Origin of the sequence: Nakamurella aerolata (assembly GCF_013002705.1) — a bacterium.
Classification (GTDB): Bacteria; Actinomycetota; Actinomycetes; order Mycobacteriales; family Nakamurellaceae; genus Nakamurella; species Nakamurella aerolata.
Genome location: NZ_JABEND010000002.1, coordinates 205,035 through 220,413 on the forward strand (window position 1 = coordinate 205,035; position 15,379 = coordinate 220,413).

At 68.3% G+C, this 15,379-nt stretch carries 16 protein-coding genes, 4 tRNA genes and 2 riboswitches; of the genes, 10 read left to right on the top strand and 10 right to left on the bottom strand.

All coding sequences use genetic code 11. From position 1 onward, the window contains the following. Window positions 1–50 precede the first annotated feature (50 nt). Both HKD39_RS04190 and HKD39_RS04195 read right to left on the bottom strand, forming a co-directional pair. Window positions 51–1,604, bottom strand: a complete 1,554-nt coding sequence (locus tag HKD39_RS04190) for a multicopper oxidase family protein (RefSeq protein WP_171198592.1) — start codon at window positions 1,602–1,604, stop codon at window positions 51–53. Next, window positions 1,601–2,047: a hypothetical protein gene (locus HKD39_RS04195; RefSeq protein ID WP_171198593.1), complete on the bottom strand. Its 447-nt coding sequence runs from the start codon at window positions 2,045–2,047 to the stop codon at window positions 1,601–1,603. Before HKD39_RS04195 ends, HKD39_RS04190 begins: the two co-directional genes overlap by 4 nt. 123 nt (window positions 2,048–2,170) lie before the next feature. Between HKD39_RS04195 and HKD39_RS04200 the strand changes: the two genes are divergently transcribed. From HKD39_RS04200 to tenA, 7 genes are all read left to right on the top strand, one after another. Continuing rightward, window positions 2,171–2,497 carry a PadR family transcriptional regulator gene (locus tag HKD39_RS04200; protein WP_171198594.1) on the top strand — a complete coding sequence of 109 codons (327 nt, stop codon included), beginning with the start codon at window positions 2,171–2,173 and terminating at the stop codon, window positions 2,495–2,497. After that, window positions 2,494–3,216: a hypothetical protein gene (locus HKD39_RS04205; RefSeq protein WP_171198595.1), complete on the top strand. Its 723-nt coding sequence runs from the start codon at window positions 2,494–2,496 to the stop codon at window positions 3,214–3,216. The genes HKD39_RS04200 and HKD39_RS04205 overlap by 4 nt, the downstream gene beginning before the upstream one ends. 95 nt (window positions 3,217–3,311) lie before the next feature. Further along, the gene (locus tag HKD39_RS04210; protein WP_171198596.1) at window positions 3,312–3,677 is read left to right on the top strand and encodes an HIT family protein; all 366 of its coding nucleotides are present in this window, start codon (window positions 3,312–3,314) and stop codon (window positions 3,675–3,677) included. A 527-nt stretch (window positions 3,678–4,204) separates the two neighbouring features. Beyond that, window positions 4,205–5,293 carry an LGFP repeat-containing protein gene (locus HKD39_RS04215; protein ID WP_171198597.1) on the top strand — a complete coding sequence of 363 codons (1,089 nt, stop codon included), beginning with the start codon at window positions 4,205–4,207 and terminating at the stop codon, window positions 5,291–5,293. Continuing rightward, a complete protein-coding gene (locus HKD39_RS04220; protein WP_171198598.1) occupies window positions 5,294–6,379 on the top strand; it encodes an NlpC/P60 family protein in 1,086 nt (361 codons plus the stop codon). It abuts the gene before it with no gap. Next, complete coding sequence (locus HKD39_RS04225) at window positions 6,376–7,452, top strand: alpha/beta hydrolase (protein ID WP_171198599.1); 1,077 nt, start codon at window positions 6,376–6,378, stop codon at window positions 7,450–7,452. Before HKD39_RS04220 ends, HKD39_RS04225 begins: the two co-directional genes overlap by 4 nt. 55 nt (window positions 7,453–7,507) lie before the next feature. Next, a riboswitch (TPP riboswitch) is annotated at window positions 7,508–7,611 on the top strand. A 30-nt stretch (window positions 7,612–7,641) separates the two neighbouring features. Further along, complete coding sequence (tenA, locus tag HKD39_RS04230; protein ID WP_212753935.1) at window positions 7,642–8,346, top strand: thiaminase II; 705 nt, start codon at window positions 7,642–7,644, stop codon at window positions 8,344–8,346. Here tenA and thiD read toward each other — a convergent pair. From thiD to thiM, 3 genes are all read right to left on the bottom strand, one after another. Further along, window positions 8,339–9,220 carry a bifunctional hydroxymethylpyrimidine kinase/phosphomethylpyrimidine kinase gene (thiD, locus tag HKD39_RS04235; RefSeq protein ID WP_171198601.1) on the bottom strand — a complete coding sequence of 294 codons (882 nt, stop codon included), beginning with the start codon at window positions 9,218–9,220 and terminating at the stop codon, window positions 8,339–8,341. The two genes, tenA and thiD, sit on opposite strands and share 8 nt — an antisense overlap. After that, window positions 9,217–9,876 (bottom strand): thiamine phosphate synthase, encoded by a 660-nt coding sequence (thiE, locus tag HKD39_RS04240; protein WP_343074586.1) that lies wholly within the window; start codon window positions 9,874–9,876, stop codon window positions 9,217–9,219. The genes thiD and thiE overlap by 4 nt, the downstream gene beginning before the upstream one ends. After that, window positions 9,873–10,772 (bottom strand): hydroxyethylthiazole kinase, encoded by a 900-nt coding sequence (gene thiM, locus HKD39_RS04245; protein ID WP_171198602.1) that lies wholly within the window; start codon window positions 10,770–10,772, stop codon window positions 9,873–9,875. Before thiM ends, thiE begins: the two co-directional genes overlap by 4 nt. After that, window positions 10,762–10,856, bottom strand: a riboswitch (TPP riboswitch). Its footprint overlaps the gene before it by 11 nt. 278 nt (window positions 10,857–11,134) lie before the next feature. Here thiM and HKD39_RS04250 point away from each other — a divergent pair. Then, window positions 11,135–12,400: a reverse transcriptase domain-containing protein gene (locus tag HKD39_RS04250; protein ID WP_171198603.1), complete on the top strand. Its 1,266-nt coding sequence runs from the start codon at window positions 11,135–11,137 to the stop codon at window positions 12,398–12,400. Between the two features lie 42 nt (window positions 12,401–12,442). Beyond that, entirely contained in the window at window positions 12,443–13,459 is a 1,017-nt protein-coding gene (locus HKD39_RS04255; RefSeq protein ID WP_171198604.1) for a glutathione S-transferase family protein, read from the top strand. Between the two features lie 85 nt (window positions 13,460–13,544). On the opposite strand, the gene HKD39_RS04260 is transcribed toward HKD39_RS04255, so the two are convergent. Then, window positions 13,545–14,045: a MarR family winged helix-turn-helix transcriptional regulator gene (locus HKD39_RS04260; RefSeq protein WP_343074587.1), complete on the bottom strand. Its 501-nt coding sequence runs from the start codon at window positions 14,043–14,045 to the stop codon at window positions 13,545–13,547. A gap of 247 nt (window positions 14,046–14,292) precedes the next feature. Here HKD39_RS04260 and HKD39_RS04265 point away from each other — a divergent pair, with 247 nt between their 5' ends. Next, window positions 14,293–14,769, top strand: a complete 477-nt coding sequence (locus HKD39_RS04265; protein ID WP_171198605.1) for an NUDIX domain-containing protein — start codon at window positions 14,293–14,295, stop codon at window positions 14,767–14,769. Between the two features lie 80 nt (window positions 14,770–14,849). Here the strand turns inward: HKD39_RS04265 and HKD39_RS04270 are convergent. The 4 genes from HKD39_RS04270 to HKD39_RS04285 all read right to left on the bottom strand — a co-directional run bounded on the left by HKD39_RS04270 (window position 14,850) and on the right by HKD39_RS04285 (window position 15,310). Further along, window positions 14,850–14,922, bottom strand: a tRNA-Lys gene (locus HKD39_RS04270). A gap of 67 nt (window positions 14,923–14,989) precedes the next feature. After that, window positions 14,990–15,066, bottom strand: a tRNA-Phe gene (locus tag HKD39_RS04275). 49 nt (window positions 15,067–15,115) lie between these two features. Further along, window positions 15,116–15,189 (bottom strand) — tRNA-Asp (locus HKD39_RS04280). A gap of 48 nt (window positions 15,190–15,237) precedes the next feature. Continuing rightward, window positions 15,238–15,310, bottom strand: a tRNA-Glu gene (locus HKD39_RS04285). Between the last annotated feature and the right edge of the window lie 69 nt (window positions 15,311–15,379).

Sequence of the window (15,379 nt, forward strand, 5' to 3'; positions counted from 1 at the left end):
GATGGGCCTTCTGCGGTAGTACCGATCGACACAGTGCCGCCCAGCACGGCTCACCTGACGTCGAAGCGCGCCATCATCGCCATGTCCTCGTGTTCAAGGTTGTGGCAGTGGAGCACATACCGGCCGACGTAGTCGCTGAACCTGACGGCGATCTCCAGCGTCTCGCCCGGCAGCATGTCGACGGTGTCCTTTAAGCCATCGTCCTCCCGGCCGAGAACCAGGAATGGATCGAGATGCACGTGCACCGGATGATGCACGTTGGAGGTCAGCCGCCAGATTTCGGTCCGGTCCCGCTGGATGGTCGCCACCGCCCGTTGCGGGCGGAAAGGTTCGCCGTTGATGGTCCACATCGCTGTCCGACCGTCCGAGCCGCGGGCGAAAAGGAAGTTGCGCCGCGGTGCCCCGGCCGGAATGTCCCGCGCCGGCGGGCGTTCGGCGAGCCGGGCCGGCACCCGGCTGTCGTCACGCCCGCGACGCGCGACGGCGAATCGCATGACGAGCGCGGTGCCGCCACCGCCGATGCCGTTGCGCATGGTCACCTGACGTCCGGGTGGCAGCGCTGCGAAGTCGACGACGGCATCGATGCGTTCGCCGGGCGCCAAGGTGATCTCGCCGCGCTCACGGGGGGCCGCGAGCAGGCCGCCGTCCGACCCGATCTGCACGAACGGCAGCCGGGTGCCGTCGGCGTCCAGCGTCAGTGACAGGCGACGAGCGTTGCCGGCGTTGAGGATCCGCAGTCGGTATCGAGCCGCGTCCACCTCGGCAACCGGCCACGGTGCTCCGTTGACCAGCATCACGTCGCCGAGCACTCCCGACATCCACTCGTCGGCGACGCCCGGGCGTTGCAGTGTGGGGTCCACCGACGGGTACCGGAACGAGCCGTCGGCATCGAACGACCGATCTGCGATCAGCAGCGGCAACTCTCGTTCATCGCGAGGCAGCGACAACGAGTCCTCGTGATCGTCCCGAACCAGGTGCATGCCGGCCAGGCCCCGCCACACCGCCGGGCCGGTGAAGTCCATGCGGTGGTCGTGGTACCACAGGGTGGCCGCCGGTTGATCCATGGGGTATCGATATTCACGGGTGCTGGTTCGGAGCCGAGCCTCGGGGTCGGCCATGCCGGTCATGCCGGTGTGCCCGGCATGTGTGCCGCCGTTTCCGTCGGACATCCGTTGGGGGAGAAGCAGATCGGTCGGCCAGCCATCGCTGTCGGCCGGGGTGTGCCCACCGTGCAGATGGGTGACGGTGGGGACGGGCAGCGCGTTGGTGTGGGTGATTGTTACCGGAGAACCGGATCGGGTCTCGATTGTCGGGCCGGGGAACGTGCCGTCGTAACCCCACACCGGCGTGCGCACCCCCGGCAGGATCTGGAGATCGGCCACGCGCTGGGTGATGAGGATTCGTCCGGCCCGGTCCGGGCGCAGTACCGAAGCCTTCGGCAGTGGCACGGAAAACGGCTTTGGCAGCGGAAGTCGGCTGGGAACGAGCGTGGCGCTGGTACCAGCAACGTCGGCGGCGCAGCCGCCAAGGGTTGCCCCGGCCGCGCCGGTGACCGCGGCGGCCAGCACGAACCTGCCGAACTCGCGACGGGTGAACTCGCTCATCCCGCCGCGGCCTCCGTGTCCGGATGACGATCTGCGGCGGGCCGTTCTGGTCGGCGATCGGCGCGCCTGGACCGCTGCGTGGCCGCGCTAGGCCGCAGGACGGCGATGGCGTAGCCGATCGCCGTAGCCACGATGCCCACTCCCAACGGAATGTGCACGCCCAGGGAGCGGGAGAAACCCAGACCGATCTGCAGTCCCTCGGCAAGCGCGAGGGTCAGCGGGGGGACCACCAGCCACCGCGGGCCCCGGCGCAGCACCACCAGCAGCGCAAGCACGCTCATCAACAGCGCTGTGCCCGCCAGTATCTCGCCGGTGCCGCCGTGCCAGGCGAGCGCGCCGATCACGCCGTCCAGGTATTGGCCGATGGACAGTGGTTGGGCGATCGCCAGCGCTGCGTGCGCGACGGCAACGATGCGCAACAGCATGAGTAGGGGTCTCTGCATGAAGACAGCCTATATGTAGACAGGCTGCACGTACATGAGGGTCTTCCCTGAATCCGATTCTCTCGCTGCGGGTCCTACCTACTCGTCGGGCCGGGGATAGTGGCCAGGATGTAGCCTGGCGGCATGAAAGCGGATGCCGTACGCGGGCACCTGGACAGCCTGATCCTGGCGGTGCTGGAAGGTGCGCCGCTGCATGGCTACGGCGTGATCGAGGCTCTCGCGGCGCGTAGCGGCGGCGAGCTCGCGTTGCCGACCGGCACTGTGTATCCGGCGCTGCAGCGATTGGAACGTGCGGGGTTTGTCAGCAGTTCGTGGGATGTTGTCGGTGGGCGCAAACGCCGCACTTACGCGCTCACTCGAGATGGCGCCGCCCAACTGGGCGTGAGTCGGGCGGAGTGGATCCGGTTCAGTGGCACCATCGGCACGCTGTTGGGCGGTGCCAGGGCATGAGCGACGCCATCGACTCCCTCGTCATCGACCTGCGGCGATCGCTGCCGACTCTCTCCTGGCGCGCACGCCGCTCGCTGCTCCATGAGATCGAGGCCGATCTGCGTGATGCGCAGGCGGCCTACCTGGCCGCCGGCTCGTCGGCCGCGAGCACTGCGTCCAGGGCGGTCGCGGACTTCGGCGATCCGGGCGTGGTGGTGGCCGAGCTGACCACAGAGTTCGGTGCCAGGGTGGTGCGCTGGATCGGCGCGGCGCAAGCTGCCGTTGCCGTGCTGATGTTCGTCAGCTGGATGGCTGTTGGACTCGCTACCAAGGGCGCCGAACGCGCAGCCCCGGACTGGGGGTGGATGTGCCTGGCCTTCGTTGCCGGCACGCTTCCCACTGTTCTGCTCGGCCTGCTCGCTCGTCGCAGGCTGGGCGCCGTGACGCTGGCACCTGAGGTGGTGCGCCGATGGGGTCGCGGGGTGGTGGCCGGCGTCCTGCTGGGCATGGCGCTGACCCACGGCGCCACCCGCCTCAAGAGTGGTGTGGCCCAGATCGCGCCACAGCCGGGCGATGCCGTTCTCGGCGTCGCGTCGGACTGGGCGGCGATCGCGTTGTTGGCGGCGGCCGGTTACGTCGCCTTCGTCGTCCATCGCCTCGGGCGCGGTACGGCGCCGCGGCAGGACGTCCACCGGACGCCCGCTCCGATGCCCGGAGCGACGCCGGTGCGCAGTGCCTGACGCGCAGTCGCACTGCCGGTGCCCAGTGCAGGCCTGACCGATGTCGGCGCGGTCGCGCCGCCCTGAATCGGCACCACGTCGGCGATGATGCATCCATGCAGCTTCCCGAGTACCACGGTGACGACTTCTACTGCGATGTGGCGATTCCGCATCCAGAGGCTTTGCGGGTGGTCCACGACGACGCTCGGGTGTTGGCCTTCCAGCACACCAAGCCCTTCTGGGACGTGCACGTGGTGGTGGTGCCCAAGCGGCACATCCCCTCGCTGACGGCGACGACGGACGCCGACGAGGCCGACCTGCGTGCGCTGTTCGCGGCGGTTCGGTCGGTGGCCGGCGTGGTGGAGGCCGAGTATGGGGCGGCTGCGGTGCTCACCAACCTCGGCCGGTACCAGGACTCGAAGCATCTCCACGTTCACGTCCACTCCGGTGCCCGCCGCCCTCAGCTCGATCGGTGGCGGTAGCCGAGTCGGTACGGACTGGCGGCGTGAGAGCGGTGCTGCGGGCATTCAGTGGGCATAACCGTTGCGCGACGGGCGGATTGCTGCCGGCGGTGAAGCCAGCCTGCGACGCGGAGACTGCCGATCAGCGGGGTCATCCCCATCAGGGCGGCGCCGGCGCCGTGCAGGCGCATCGCCAGCTGAAACGATGTTTCCCTCCGAACGGGTGAGAAATCGTTACCTTGCAGGGGTTTCATCATCCGACCGGGTGAATTCGGCCCGTGCCGCGGGCCAGGTGAATCATTCACAAACATGTCGGACGGCGGGGTGAACAACTCGCTGAGCGGTGTTACCGCAGGTCAGCGGGTGTCCAATCGGACAGGTCACACTACGTCGAGCCGGCCAACCCCCGCTCAGCCGGTCAGGGGACGGCGCCAGCGCGCCATTGCCGGGCCACGGCGAAGCGCTTAGCGTCTGTCACGTTCGTCAGCGAACTCCGGAGCACTGGCTACCCCTTCCCCCGACATTGCTCGACGCTGAGAGGTCCCGCTATGACGCGTGTCTTCCGTACCGCCTACCCGCATGCTCCCGCTGCGCCCCACCGCGACGCCGGCTCCGTCGCGGCCATCGTCACTGACCATCGCCGACATCCCCGCGGTACCAGCAGGTTCCGCCGTGCCGGACTCGGCGTACTCGCCGGGCTGGTCGTCGCCCCGCTGCTGTCGGTGGCGGCCGCACCGGCGACCCAGGCAGCTTGTTCGTACATCCCGCCGGACCGCGACATCAACGTCACCCGCAAGGTGTACGAGGTCGGGCAGCGGATGAACGTTAACGGCAAGGTGATGCTCTCCGGCTTCGAAACCGGTTGGGTGGAATCACGTATGAACAACCTGCCCTGCGGCGACCGCGACTCGCTCGGCGTCTTCCAGCAGCGTCCGTCGATGGGCTGGGGCACGGCGGCGCAGGTGCAGAACGTCGACTATGCGGCCACCCAGTACTTCAGCCGCGCCATCGTCAACGACCGCAAGTATCCGAACTACACGCCAGGCCAGCTGGCCCAGTCTGTGCAGATCTCGGCCTTCCCCGACCGCTACGACGCGGCCAGGTCCAAGGCCGAAGCGATGATCACCGAGGCGCGGGCGCCGTACGGCACCATCGGTGCCAAATGGCGCGCCGCCGGCGGGAGCGGCTCCCCGGTCGGAAACCCTGTCAGGGCAGAAGAATCCGGCAAGATCGGCGCCCGCTTCCAGGAGTTCCAGAAGGGCATGATCATCTGGAATCCTGCGAACAACCAGGCCTGGATGGTGTACGGCGCGATTCTGGCCAAGTACCGCAGCACCGGCTCCGAACAGGTCTGGGGCTTTCCCACTCAGGACGAGGGTGACGCTTCCGCCTCGCCCACCGGCAGCAAGGGCCGCTTCCAGAAGTTCGAGAAGGCACTCGTGTTGTGGTCGACGGCCACCAACGCGCACATCGTCAAGGGCGACATCCGCAAGTACTTCGAGAACAATCAATACGAAACGAAGTTCGGCTATCCAACCTCCGACGAGATCGCCGACGGTGCCGGCGTCAAGCAGACCTTCGAGCTCGGCACCATGTTCTGGAACCAGACCGACGGCGTTCGCTGGGAGGCGAAGTAGATGACAGCGCAACCACTCTCACCCGGCAGTGGCCGGTTCGGCAGACGGTCGCTGTTCGGCCGGGCGGGCACCCTCGGTCTTGCTGTTACCGGCGGAGTGCTGGCCACCAGCTTGCCGGGTCTGCTGGCCGCACCGGCAGCTCAGGCGTCGAGCCTGAACGGCGTCATCGGCCGGCAAGAGATCATCGACCGTGGCTGGCGCCGGTACCACCAGCGGCCCCGCTACTCGTGGACCAGCCAGACCGAGGGCTTCCGCAACGACTGCTCGGGGTTCGTCTCGTACGCCTGGAACACGTTGCCGCAGGGCAACAATGGTTGGACGACCTACTCGCTGCCGCAGATCACCCACCGTATCAGCGCCGCTGAGCTGCGCGCCGGCGACATCCTGCTGTGGGTGGGCAACCAGGCGGAGCAAACCGGCCACGTTCAACTCTTCCTGGGGTGGACCGACGCGGCGCGGAGCCGCTTCCAGGTCTTGGAACACGGTGGCGGCAACAGCGGGGTGGAACCGCCGGAGTTCAACACGTACTCGGCAATCCGGGCCGGCTACTACCCTGCCCGTTACAACAAGGTCAATGAACTCGACCCGTACGGCACCATCAGGGTGAAGTGGCTGGCCACCGGCGGTGCGTCGTCACCGGTCGGCAACCCGACGCTGCCGGAGCTGGATGCCAAGCGGGGCGGGCGGTTCCAGCAGTTCCAGAACGGCATGATCATCTGGAACCGCGCCAACAACCAGGCCTGGATGGTGTACGGCGCCATCCTCACCAAGTACCGCGACACCGGGTCGGAGCAAGCCTGGGGCTTCCCGACGCAGGACGAATTCGATGCCTCGGCCTCGCCCACCGGCAGTAAGGGCCGCTTCCAGAAGTTTGAGAACGCATTGATCTTGTGGTCGGCACAGACCGACGTGCACCTGCTGCACGGAGAGATTCGTAAGTACTTCGAGAACAACGACTACGAAAAGCGTTTCGGCTACCCGACATCCGATGAGATCCCCGAGGGCAGCGGCTTCAAGCAGACCTTCGAACTCGGCACCATCCACTGGAATCCGACCAGTGGCGCAACCTGGGAGGCAAAAGCATGACCGTTTCGAACCCCATCGATCCCACCACCAGCGCCGACACCACCGACACCGCCGGAACGGCAACGGCCGCGAAACCGACGGTGCTGAACCGCCGCAACACGCTCAAGGCAGGTGCGTTGGCGCTGGCCGCGTCCGCCGTCACCATCGGCGGCGCCACCACCCAAGCCAGGGCCGCGGTGCCCGGCCTCACCGAGATCTTCAACGTGAGGGTCAATGCCCGCTGGTGGGACTTCCGGTTCAACACCACCGCCATGACGCTCTTCCCGCCGTCGGTCCGGGTGATCCTGCCGGACGGGTACGACCAGAACCCCGGGCGCCGGTATCCCGTGCTGTTGCTGCTGCACGGCGGGCACGCCGAGGGCGTCAACCCGGCGCAGCGGTTCCCCGGCGCGTACAAGGACTGGACCGAGCACGGCGGCATCGCCGACCGGCAGACCGTCGGCAAGGACGTCATCATCCTGTGCCCCGACGGTGGCAACGGCGGCTTCTACGTCAACTGGAAGGGCCCGCAGGGCGCCAAGGTGAACTGGGAGGAGTTCCACATTCCGCAGCTGTTGAACTGGGCCGACCAACGACTGCGGACCATCGTCGGCTGGAAAACCAAAGCGGTGGCGGGGCTTTCCATGGGTGGCTACGGCGCCATGGTCTACGCCGCCCGCAACCCGCAGGTGTTCAGCTCCGCCAGCGCCTACTCGGGTGCGCTGGATGTGTTCGACATCAACCAGATCGCGGTGATGACGGGCTCACCGGTGTCGGACGGGCAACTGCCCGGTTCCATCTTCCAGGCGGACACCGGCATGATGCAGCAGTGGAACCCGCGGGCACTGGCGGGCAACCTGCGCGGCCTGCGGCTGTTCGTCTCCAGCGGCGACGGTAACGACGGCAACCCCGCTTCCTGGATCCAGGAGTCGACGGCACGCCGTACCAACGATGCCTTTGTCGGTGACCTGCGAGCCAGGGGCATCGGCGTCGACTACCGCTTCATGCGCGGCGGCGGGCACGTCTGGCCGAACTGGAACTACTTCTTCGGACAGGACATCAACGGCATTCTCGCTGCGCTGCCTCATCAATGACGGTGGGGCCGTGAGAGGCCACTCCGCTCGGATGGTCGCGGCCGGGTAACATGGGCGTAGCCACGCGGGGTGCCGGCAACCGATGTTTGCCGGCTGAGATCACACCCGTCGAACCTGACCTCGATCATGCGAGCGGAGGGATCGTGGCCGCGTCGACAGGCGCCCCTTTGCCTCGTGGGAGTTGTTGCCATGAGCAGTGTTTCAGCCTCATCCGGATTCTCGGCAGAGCAGCGCCGTCGCTGCGACGAGCTCTTCGAGACGTTCTACGCGCACCCGTTCCTGCGGGGGCTGGCGGATGGCACCGCCTCAAGGGAGAGCGTGCTGCACTACGTCGGCCAGGACAATCAATACCTGACCGCGTTCATCCGCTGCTACGGGTTGGGCCTGGCCAAAAGCCCTGACCGGCAATGGATGGCGTGGTTCAGGGACAACGTCACCTTCCTGTTGGCCGACGAGACCCACCCGCATCACGTGCTGTGCCAGGCTTTCGGCGTCGACTACGCCGATGCCCAGCTCGACACCATGGCGCCCACCGCGCAGGCATACATCAATCACATGATGGTCAGCGGATACGACAGCCTCGGGGTACTGATGGCGGCACTGTTGCCGTGCCCGTGGACGTACATCTGGGCAGCGCAACGGCAACAGGCCAAGGCGCCTGCGGCGCAGGACAATCCGTTCGCCGGCTGGTGGGAGTTCTATGCCAACGTCGAGTGTGACGAGCTGCTTGCCCAGTTCATTGCCAGGGTCGACGCCCTGGCCGAGCAGGCCGGCCCTGCCGAACGCGCTCGGATGGCCGCGGCGTTCGAAGCCAGCTGCGAGTACGAGGTCGCCTTCTGGGAGATGGCCTTCACCCAGCAGCGCTGGCAACACAAGGAACTGGCGCTCAACTGACCCACCAACGGTGGAAGTGGTGCACCGGGCCGGGTCCGGCGCCGATGTGCAGGCTGTCGGCACCGCCCAGGGCGTCGGTCAGCCAGTTTTTGGCACCGGTCACCGCTTCCAGCCAGCTCGCGCGCTGCGGCAGCAGCGCGGCAATCGCCGACGACAACGAGCAACCCGTCCCGTGGGTGTTGCGGGTCGGCACCACCGGCGCCGTCAACTCGGTGACGCCGTGCTCGTCTGCCCACACATCAACCGCGGCTGCGGTTTCGGTGTCGGGGGCCGCGGTGTCGCTGCCGGCGTGGGCGGCTCGGTCATCAGCAGCGGCAGCGCCGCCGGGCACGGCGGCCAGGTGCCCGCCCTTGAGCAGCACCCGGCGGACACCGCGATCGATCAGAGCCCTTGCCTGGATGCGCATCTCGGCCACGGTGCCGGCCGGCTCGGTGCCGAGCAGGGCAGCCGCCTCGTGCAGGTTCGGGGTGATCGCGTCGGCCTTGCCGACCAGTTGGCTCATCGCCGCCATGGCATCGGCATCCAGCAGCCCCGACCCAGCCGTCGAGATCATCACAGGGTCGAGCACCACAGGGCAGCGCAGCACGTCACCGATCAACTCCCCGACGGTGTCGCAGATCTCCGCGGTGGCCAGCATGCCGATCTTGATCGCGTCGATGTGCACGTCGGCGGCGAGCGTCCGCGCCTGTTCGACGACGAAATCGGCTGGGACCACATGGATTCCGGTGACGCCTCTGGTGCTCTGCGCGGTCAGTGCCGTCATCGCGGCGCACCCGTAGACGCCGAGCGCGCTGAACGTCTTGAGGTCGGCCTGAATGCCCGCGCCGCCGGACGGGTCGGACCCGGCGATGCTGAGCGCGACCGGCGGTGTCATGCCGCGGCCTGCCAGCATTGCCGCAACTGCGCAGCCGCAGCGGCGGGTTCGTCGGCGGCGCAGATCGCGCTGACCACCGCGATGCCGGCGAAACCTTTGCCCCGCAACAGGGACGCTCGTTCGGCGGTGATCCCGCCGATCGCCACGCCCGGCAGGCCGGCAGCGGATGCCAGCCGGCCGGCATCGTCCGGACCCAACGGCCGGGCATGGTCCGGCTTGCTGGCCGTTGCCCACACCGGCCCGATGCCGAAATAGTCGACGGTGCCGGGCGGTAGCGCCGAAGCCGCTGCCAACTCGACGGCCTTGCGCACCGACAGGCCGAGCAGACGGCTGGGCCCCAACAATTCTCGGGCGGCAACCGGATCCAGATCGCTCTGGCCGACGTGGGCTCCGTCGGCACCGATCGCCTCGACCAGGTGAACCCGATCGTTCACCAGCAGCGGAATCCCCGCCGGCCGCAGAGCGTCTCGCAGCTCTCGCCCCAACCGGACGAACGCGGCGTCCTCGGCTTTCCGATCGCGCAGCTGGACCACGGTGACGCCGCCCTGCACCGCCGCCGCGGCAGTCGCCGGCACCCCGCGGTCGCCGCACATCGCGGTGTCCGTCACCAGGTACAGGCTGGGATCCAGCGCCGGACGCGGCCGCGCGCTGGTCACTGCGGATCCACCCGATCAGCCAGCTCAGCCGGCTCCAGCAGGAACAGCTGATCCAGCAGCTCGACCGCGAAAGAGCCTGGCCCCGAAGCGGAATCCGCCGCGGTCTCGGCTGCCAGGGTCAACGCGGCTGTCGCAGTGCCGGCAGCAATCATGGCGTCGTCGGAGACCGCGCAGCACCCGGCCATCAAGGCGCCGAGCGCACAGCCCACCCCGGTCACCTTCGTCATCCATGGGTGCCCGTGGGCCAGCCTGAGCAACCTCTGGCCGTCGGTGATCAGGTCGACCGGACCGCTCACCGCGACAGTTGTCGCATATCGTCCGGCAAGGTCGCCGGCTGCTTGCAGCGCGGCGTCCGGGGCGTGCGCCGCGTCGACCCCGCGGCCGCCCTCACCGCCGCCGAGCGCCAGGATCTCGGAGGCGTTACCGCGGATCACCGCCGGTGCGGCCAGCGCCAGCAGTTCGGCCGCGGTCGTGGTGCGCCACGGCAGGCCGCCGACGGCCACCGGGTCGAGCACCCACGGCGTTCCCGCAGCCGCCGCTGCCGGTACGGCTGCGCGCATCCCGGCCACCGTGTCGTCGTACGGAGTACCCAGATTGACCAGCACGCCAGAGGCGACGGCAGTGAAACCCGCTGCCTCGTGCGGATTGTCGACCATGGCGGGCGCTGCCCCGGCCGCCAGCAACAGGTTCGCGGTGAACGGCGCCACCACGATGTTGGTGAGGCACTGCACCAGCGGGCTGTCGGTGCGCAGTCGGTCCCAACAGTCAGCGAGCTCGGCCGCAGCCGGCGCGGACAACTCAGTCGGCGCGGACAACTCAGCCGGCGCCGGCGGTTCCGACAGCGCGGCGGGGCCTTCGGGTGGGAGTGCAGATGCAGATGGTGCGGCGTCAGCCATGTGACGTCCCTTCGCTAGTACGAACTAGTGCAGGTTCGACGGGTGTGATCTCAGCCGCGCTTGGCGGCACCCCGCGTCACGGTCAAGGGTAGCGCCCGCCGGCGCGCCGTCGAGCGGGTGCGATGCGGGCGGTCCGTTTGCCGGCTTTCGTCCCGGCGGCCGCACCTGGCAGGATGGGCCAATGGCCGGGTGGGGCGAGAACGGGTACGGCATCGCTGTGCCCTGGTCAGGGGAAACCCCTGGCGAGGCGAGACAGTTGCACCACGCATCCGGCGCCGCCGCGGCCCGCTCCGCGGGCGAAGGGGCGCCGCGAACAGCAGGAACTGGTCGACCCACCCGGTCACACGCCGCCCGGCAGGGCCGTGGCTGACTGGGCGTTCGACTCCGGCACCGCGGCGCGGTTGGCCAGGGTCGTCGTCGAAAGCCGGACGAGCTGGCGCGCCGCCGACGTGGCCGAGGCGCTGACGCAGTTGCTGCCTCCGGAACAGGCCGAGGAGCTGGCCGCCAGAATGCTGGCCGCCATGCCAAGTCCACCCGTTGACGTCGGTCCGGCCGTCACCGGCTATCTGGCTGGTCTGCGCCGGCAGGACGCCCCGGCGACGATCGCGTTCGAGGTTCGCACCGCAGAACTCTGGGCCGGTTTGACGCCGCTGGCGGACCCGGCCGCGCTGGCGCGACTGCTCGACATCACCGTCGGCGAGCTGGAGTTCTTCGCCGATCGCCGCGGCTGGCTCCGGACGAAACCTACTGCACTGCAACACTATCGTTACCGCACCCTACCCAAGCAGTCCGGGCTGCGAGTGCTGGAGATCCCCAAGCCGAGGCTGCGGGAACTGCAGCGGCGGGTGCTGCGACACTGCGTCGCTCCGATCCCGCCGCATCCGGCAGCGCACGGCTTTGTGCCGGGCCGCTCGGTGCACACCTTCGCGGAGCCGCACACCGGCAGTCGGGTGGTGATCAGGGTCGACCTGCGTGACTTCTTCCTCACTGTCGCCCGCCCGCAGATCGAGGCGACGTTTCATACGGTTGGCTATCCACCCGCGGTGGGTGAGGTGCTGGCGGCGCTGTGCACCACGGCCACCGCTCCGGCCGCTTTCGCGGGCATCGATTCGGCGACAGCGGCTCGACTGCGCCGACCGCACCTGCCGCAGGGTGCTCCCACCTCACCCGCGTTGTCGAATCTCGCGATGTTCGAGGTGGACCGCAGACTCGCCGCGTTCGCTGGGCGGCACGGGCTCAGTTACACCCGCTACGCCGACGATCTGGCCTTCTCCACCGGCCTGGGCGAACCTGCGATTGCGGTGAGCGCCGTGCTCGCTGTCACCCGGAAAGTTGTTGCCGCAGCGGGACATCGGTTGCATCCGCGTAAGGTGTTGGTTCGGCGGGCCCAGCAGCGGCAGCAGCTGACCGGGCTGGTGGTGAATCGCACCCCGCAGCCACCGCGAGCGGAGTTCGACACCCTGCGAGCGATTCTGTACAACTGCGCCCGGTTCGGCCCGGAAAGCCAGAACCGGGACGACCTCGCCGACTTCCGCGGCCACCTGCTCGGGCGGATGCAGTGGGTGGCGTCCGGCAGCGCGACCAGGCGACGGGCACTCGCGGAGCTGTTCGATCGGATCGCCTGGTAGCGCGGGCGGCGGGCCGGATCGCGCCGGTGGCACCATGGATACATGAGCGAAGATGCGGCCTACGTCGACAAGGGCAAAGAATTCAAGCGCGACACCAACTACATCACCACCAGGATCACCCGCGACGGTGCCGACGGCTATCCGGTGGAGCCGGGCCGCTACCGGTTGATCGCGGCGCGCGCCTGCCCATGGGCCAACCGGACCATCATCGTTCGCCGGCTGCTCGGCCTGGAAGACGCCATCTCGCTCGGCATGCCGGGCCCGACGCACGACCAGCGTTCATGGACCTTCGATCTCGACCCGGACGGGAAAGATCCGGTGCTCGGCATCGAACGCCTGCAGCAGGCCTACTTCGCCCGCGACCCCGAGTACCCGCGCGGCATCACCGTTCCGGCGATCGTCGACGTTCCCACCGGCAAGGTGGTCACCAACGACTTCGCCCAGATCACTCTCGACTTCGAGTCCGAATGGGTCGATTACCACCGCGATGGTGCCCCGGATCTGTACCCGCAGGCCCTGCGGGAGGAGATCGACGCAGTGAACAAGCGGGTCTTCACCGAGGTGAACAACGGTGTGTACCGCGCCGGGTTCGCCGGCTCGCAAGAGGCGTACGACGCCGCTTACGACAGGCTCTTCACCGCCCTTGACTGGCTGGAGGAGCGGCTGTCGAAGCAGCGATTCCTGGTGGGGGACACCATCACCGAGGCCGATGTGCGGCTGTTCACCACACTGGCCCGATTCGACCCTGTCTACCACGGGCACTTCAAGTGCAACCGGCAGAAGCTCGACGAGTTCGACGCGCTTTGGGGTTACGCGCGAGACCTGTTCCAGACTCCCGGCTTTGGCGACACCGTCGACTTCGAGCAGATCAAGCAGCACTACTACATCGTGCACAAAGATGTGAACCCCACCCAGATCGTGCCGAAGGGGCCAGATCTGGCCAACTGGCTCACCCCGCACGGCCGGGAAGCCTTGGGCGGCAAGCCGTTCGGCGACGGTACCCCGCCAGGACCGGTTCCCCAGAACGAGCGAGTGACGCCCGGCCACGGCGCGGGCTGAGGCGCTGCGCGGGCTGAGCCGCGGCAGGGCTGAGGCGGCGGCGCGGGCTGAGGCGGGACTGGTTGCGCCGGTGGGCTTGCCTGCCTCAGGCGGTGGGATCCATCTGCCGCACCTGCTTTTCGCCGTCACCGGCGCTGAGAATCGTTCGGCAGATGTCGCCGAGTGCGGCCTGCTGCTCGGGGGTGAGCGGGTCGAAGAGCACCGACCGCACGGTCTCGGCGTGCAGCGGCGCGGTGCGTACCAGCCGCTCGTAGCCCGCGGGTGTCAACGCCGCCACCTGACCCCGGCGATCGGTGCTGTCCTGCTCCCGCGTCACCCAGCCAAGTGCCTCCAGCCGGGTGACCGCATGCGACAGCCGCGACTGCGACGAGCCGGTCACCTCGGCGAGACGATTCATTCGTAACCGATGTTCCGGCGCCTCGGACAGCATGGCAAGAATCAGGTAGTACGCGTGGGGCATGTGGCCGGTCAGCTGCATGTCGCGCTCGATACTCTCGTCGAGCAGCCGCTGCATGGCCAGGTAGCTGCGCCAGATCTGTTGTTGTTCAGCGGTGAGCCACGGCCCTGGCCTGTTGTTCGCCTCCACGCTTCACCTGCCTGCCCGACGAGTCCCCGCACTCGCCTGTCAGCGGTCCAGCCTACGGGCGGTCACTCGACGTGCCGAACGGCACGCCGTTGTGCCGGGTCAGCCGGCCATGTGGTCCGCTGGTGACCGAGGCGCCAACCGGGACCGAGCAAGACGGGACGCCGGGCAGCGAACACAGAGCACAGAGCACTGGGCGCAGTGCGCGGAGCACAGAGCAACAGAGCACAGAGCACGGAGGGGATCACGGGTGATCGAGGACGAAGCCCCGCACGGCTGGCGCCGCGCGGCCCGGGTGCTGCCCGTCGATAGCGAGGGCCGGGTGCTGTTGCTGCACGGTTGGGATCCGCACCGGCCGGAGCAGCCGTTCTGGTTCACCATCGGCGGCGGCGCCGAACCGGATGAGTCGTTGGCGCAGGCCGCGGCGCGCGAGCTCAGGGAAGAGGTTGGTGCCGTCGTCGACCCGGCTGACCTCGGCGAACCGGTGGGGGAGCTGCGCCACCAGTTCTCCTGGGCCGGCAAGACGCTGTGGCAGCACGAGGTCTATTTCGCTTGGGCGGCAGCGCATTTCACCGCCGACTTCGACGGGATGGACCGCGCCGAGCAGAACAGCATCGACCAGGCGCGATGGTGGAGTCCGGATGAGCTGGCGGCCGACGGCAGCGGGACCTCGCCGAACCTGACCGCCACCATGCGCAAGGCCATCGCGGCCGTCACCCGGAGGTGAACGGCGGCGAGGCGGAACGGGTAAAGCCGAGCTGAGCGGCCGATCCGGAAGCGGTCGGTGCCGAGTGGCTGCTGAAACAGTGGGCCCCCAGGGGCTCGAACCCTGGACCAGCGGATTAAAAGTCCGATGCTCTACCAACTGAGCTAGAGGCCCGTGGCCCGGAATCGTGCGGGCACGTTGAGCGTACCGAATCGCGGTGGGCCGGCTTACCGGCCGGTGCTGGTGGCCAGGGCCGGGATCGAACCGGCGACCTTTCACTTTTCAGGCGAACGCTCGTACCAACTGAGCTACCTGGCCCTACGCCGCGGGGCCGGTCCGATTGATCGAACCGGCCCCACCGCGTACGCGACCCTGACGGGACTTGAACCCGCGACCTCCGCCGTGACAGGGCGGCGCGCTAACCAACTGCGCCACAGGGCCTTACTGTTGCTGCCTTGTACTGCTGGCTCCGGTTGCAAACAACCGGAGTACCCCCAACGGGATTCGAACCCGTGCTACCGCCGTGAAAGGGCGGGGTCCTAGGCCGCTAGACGATGGGGGCTGGACCAAAGTCCGCCTCCAACGGCTTGCCGTTGGGAGCGCAATCAGCATACGGCACCGCTCCAGCGAC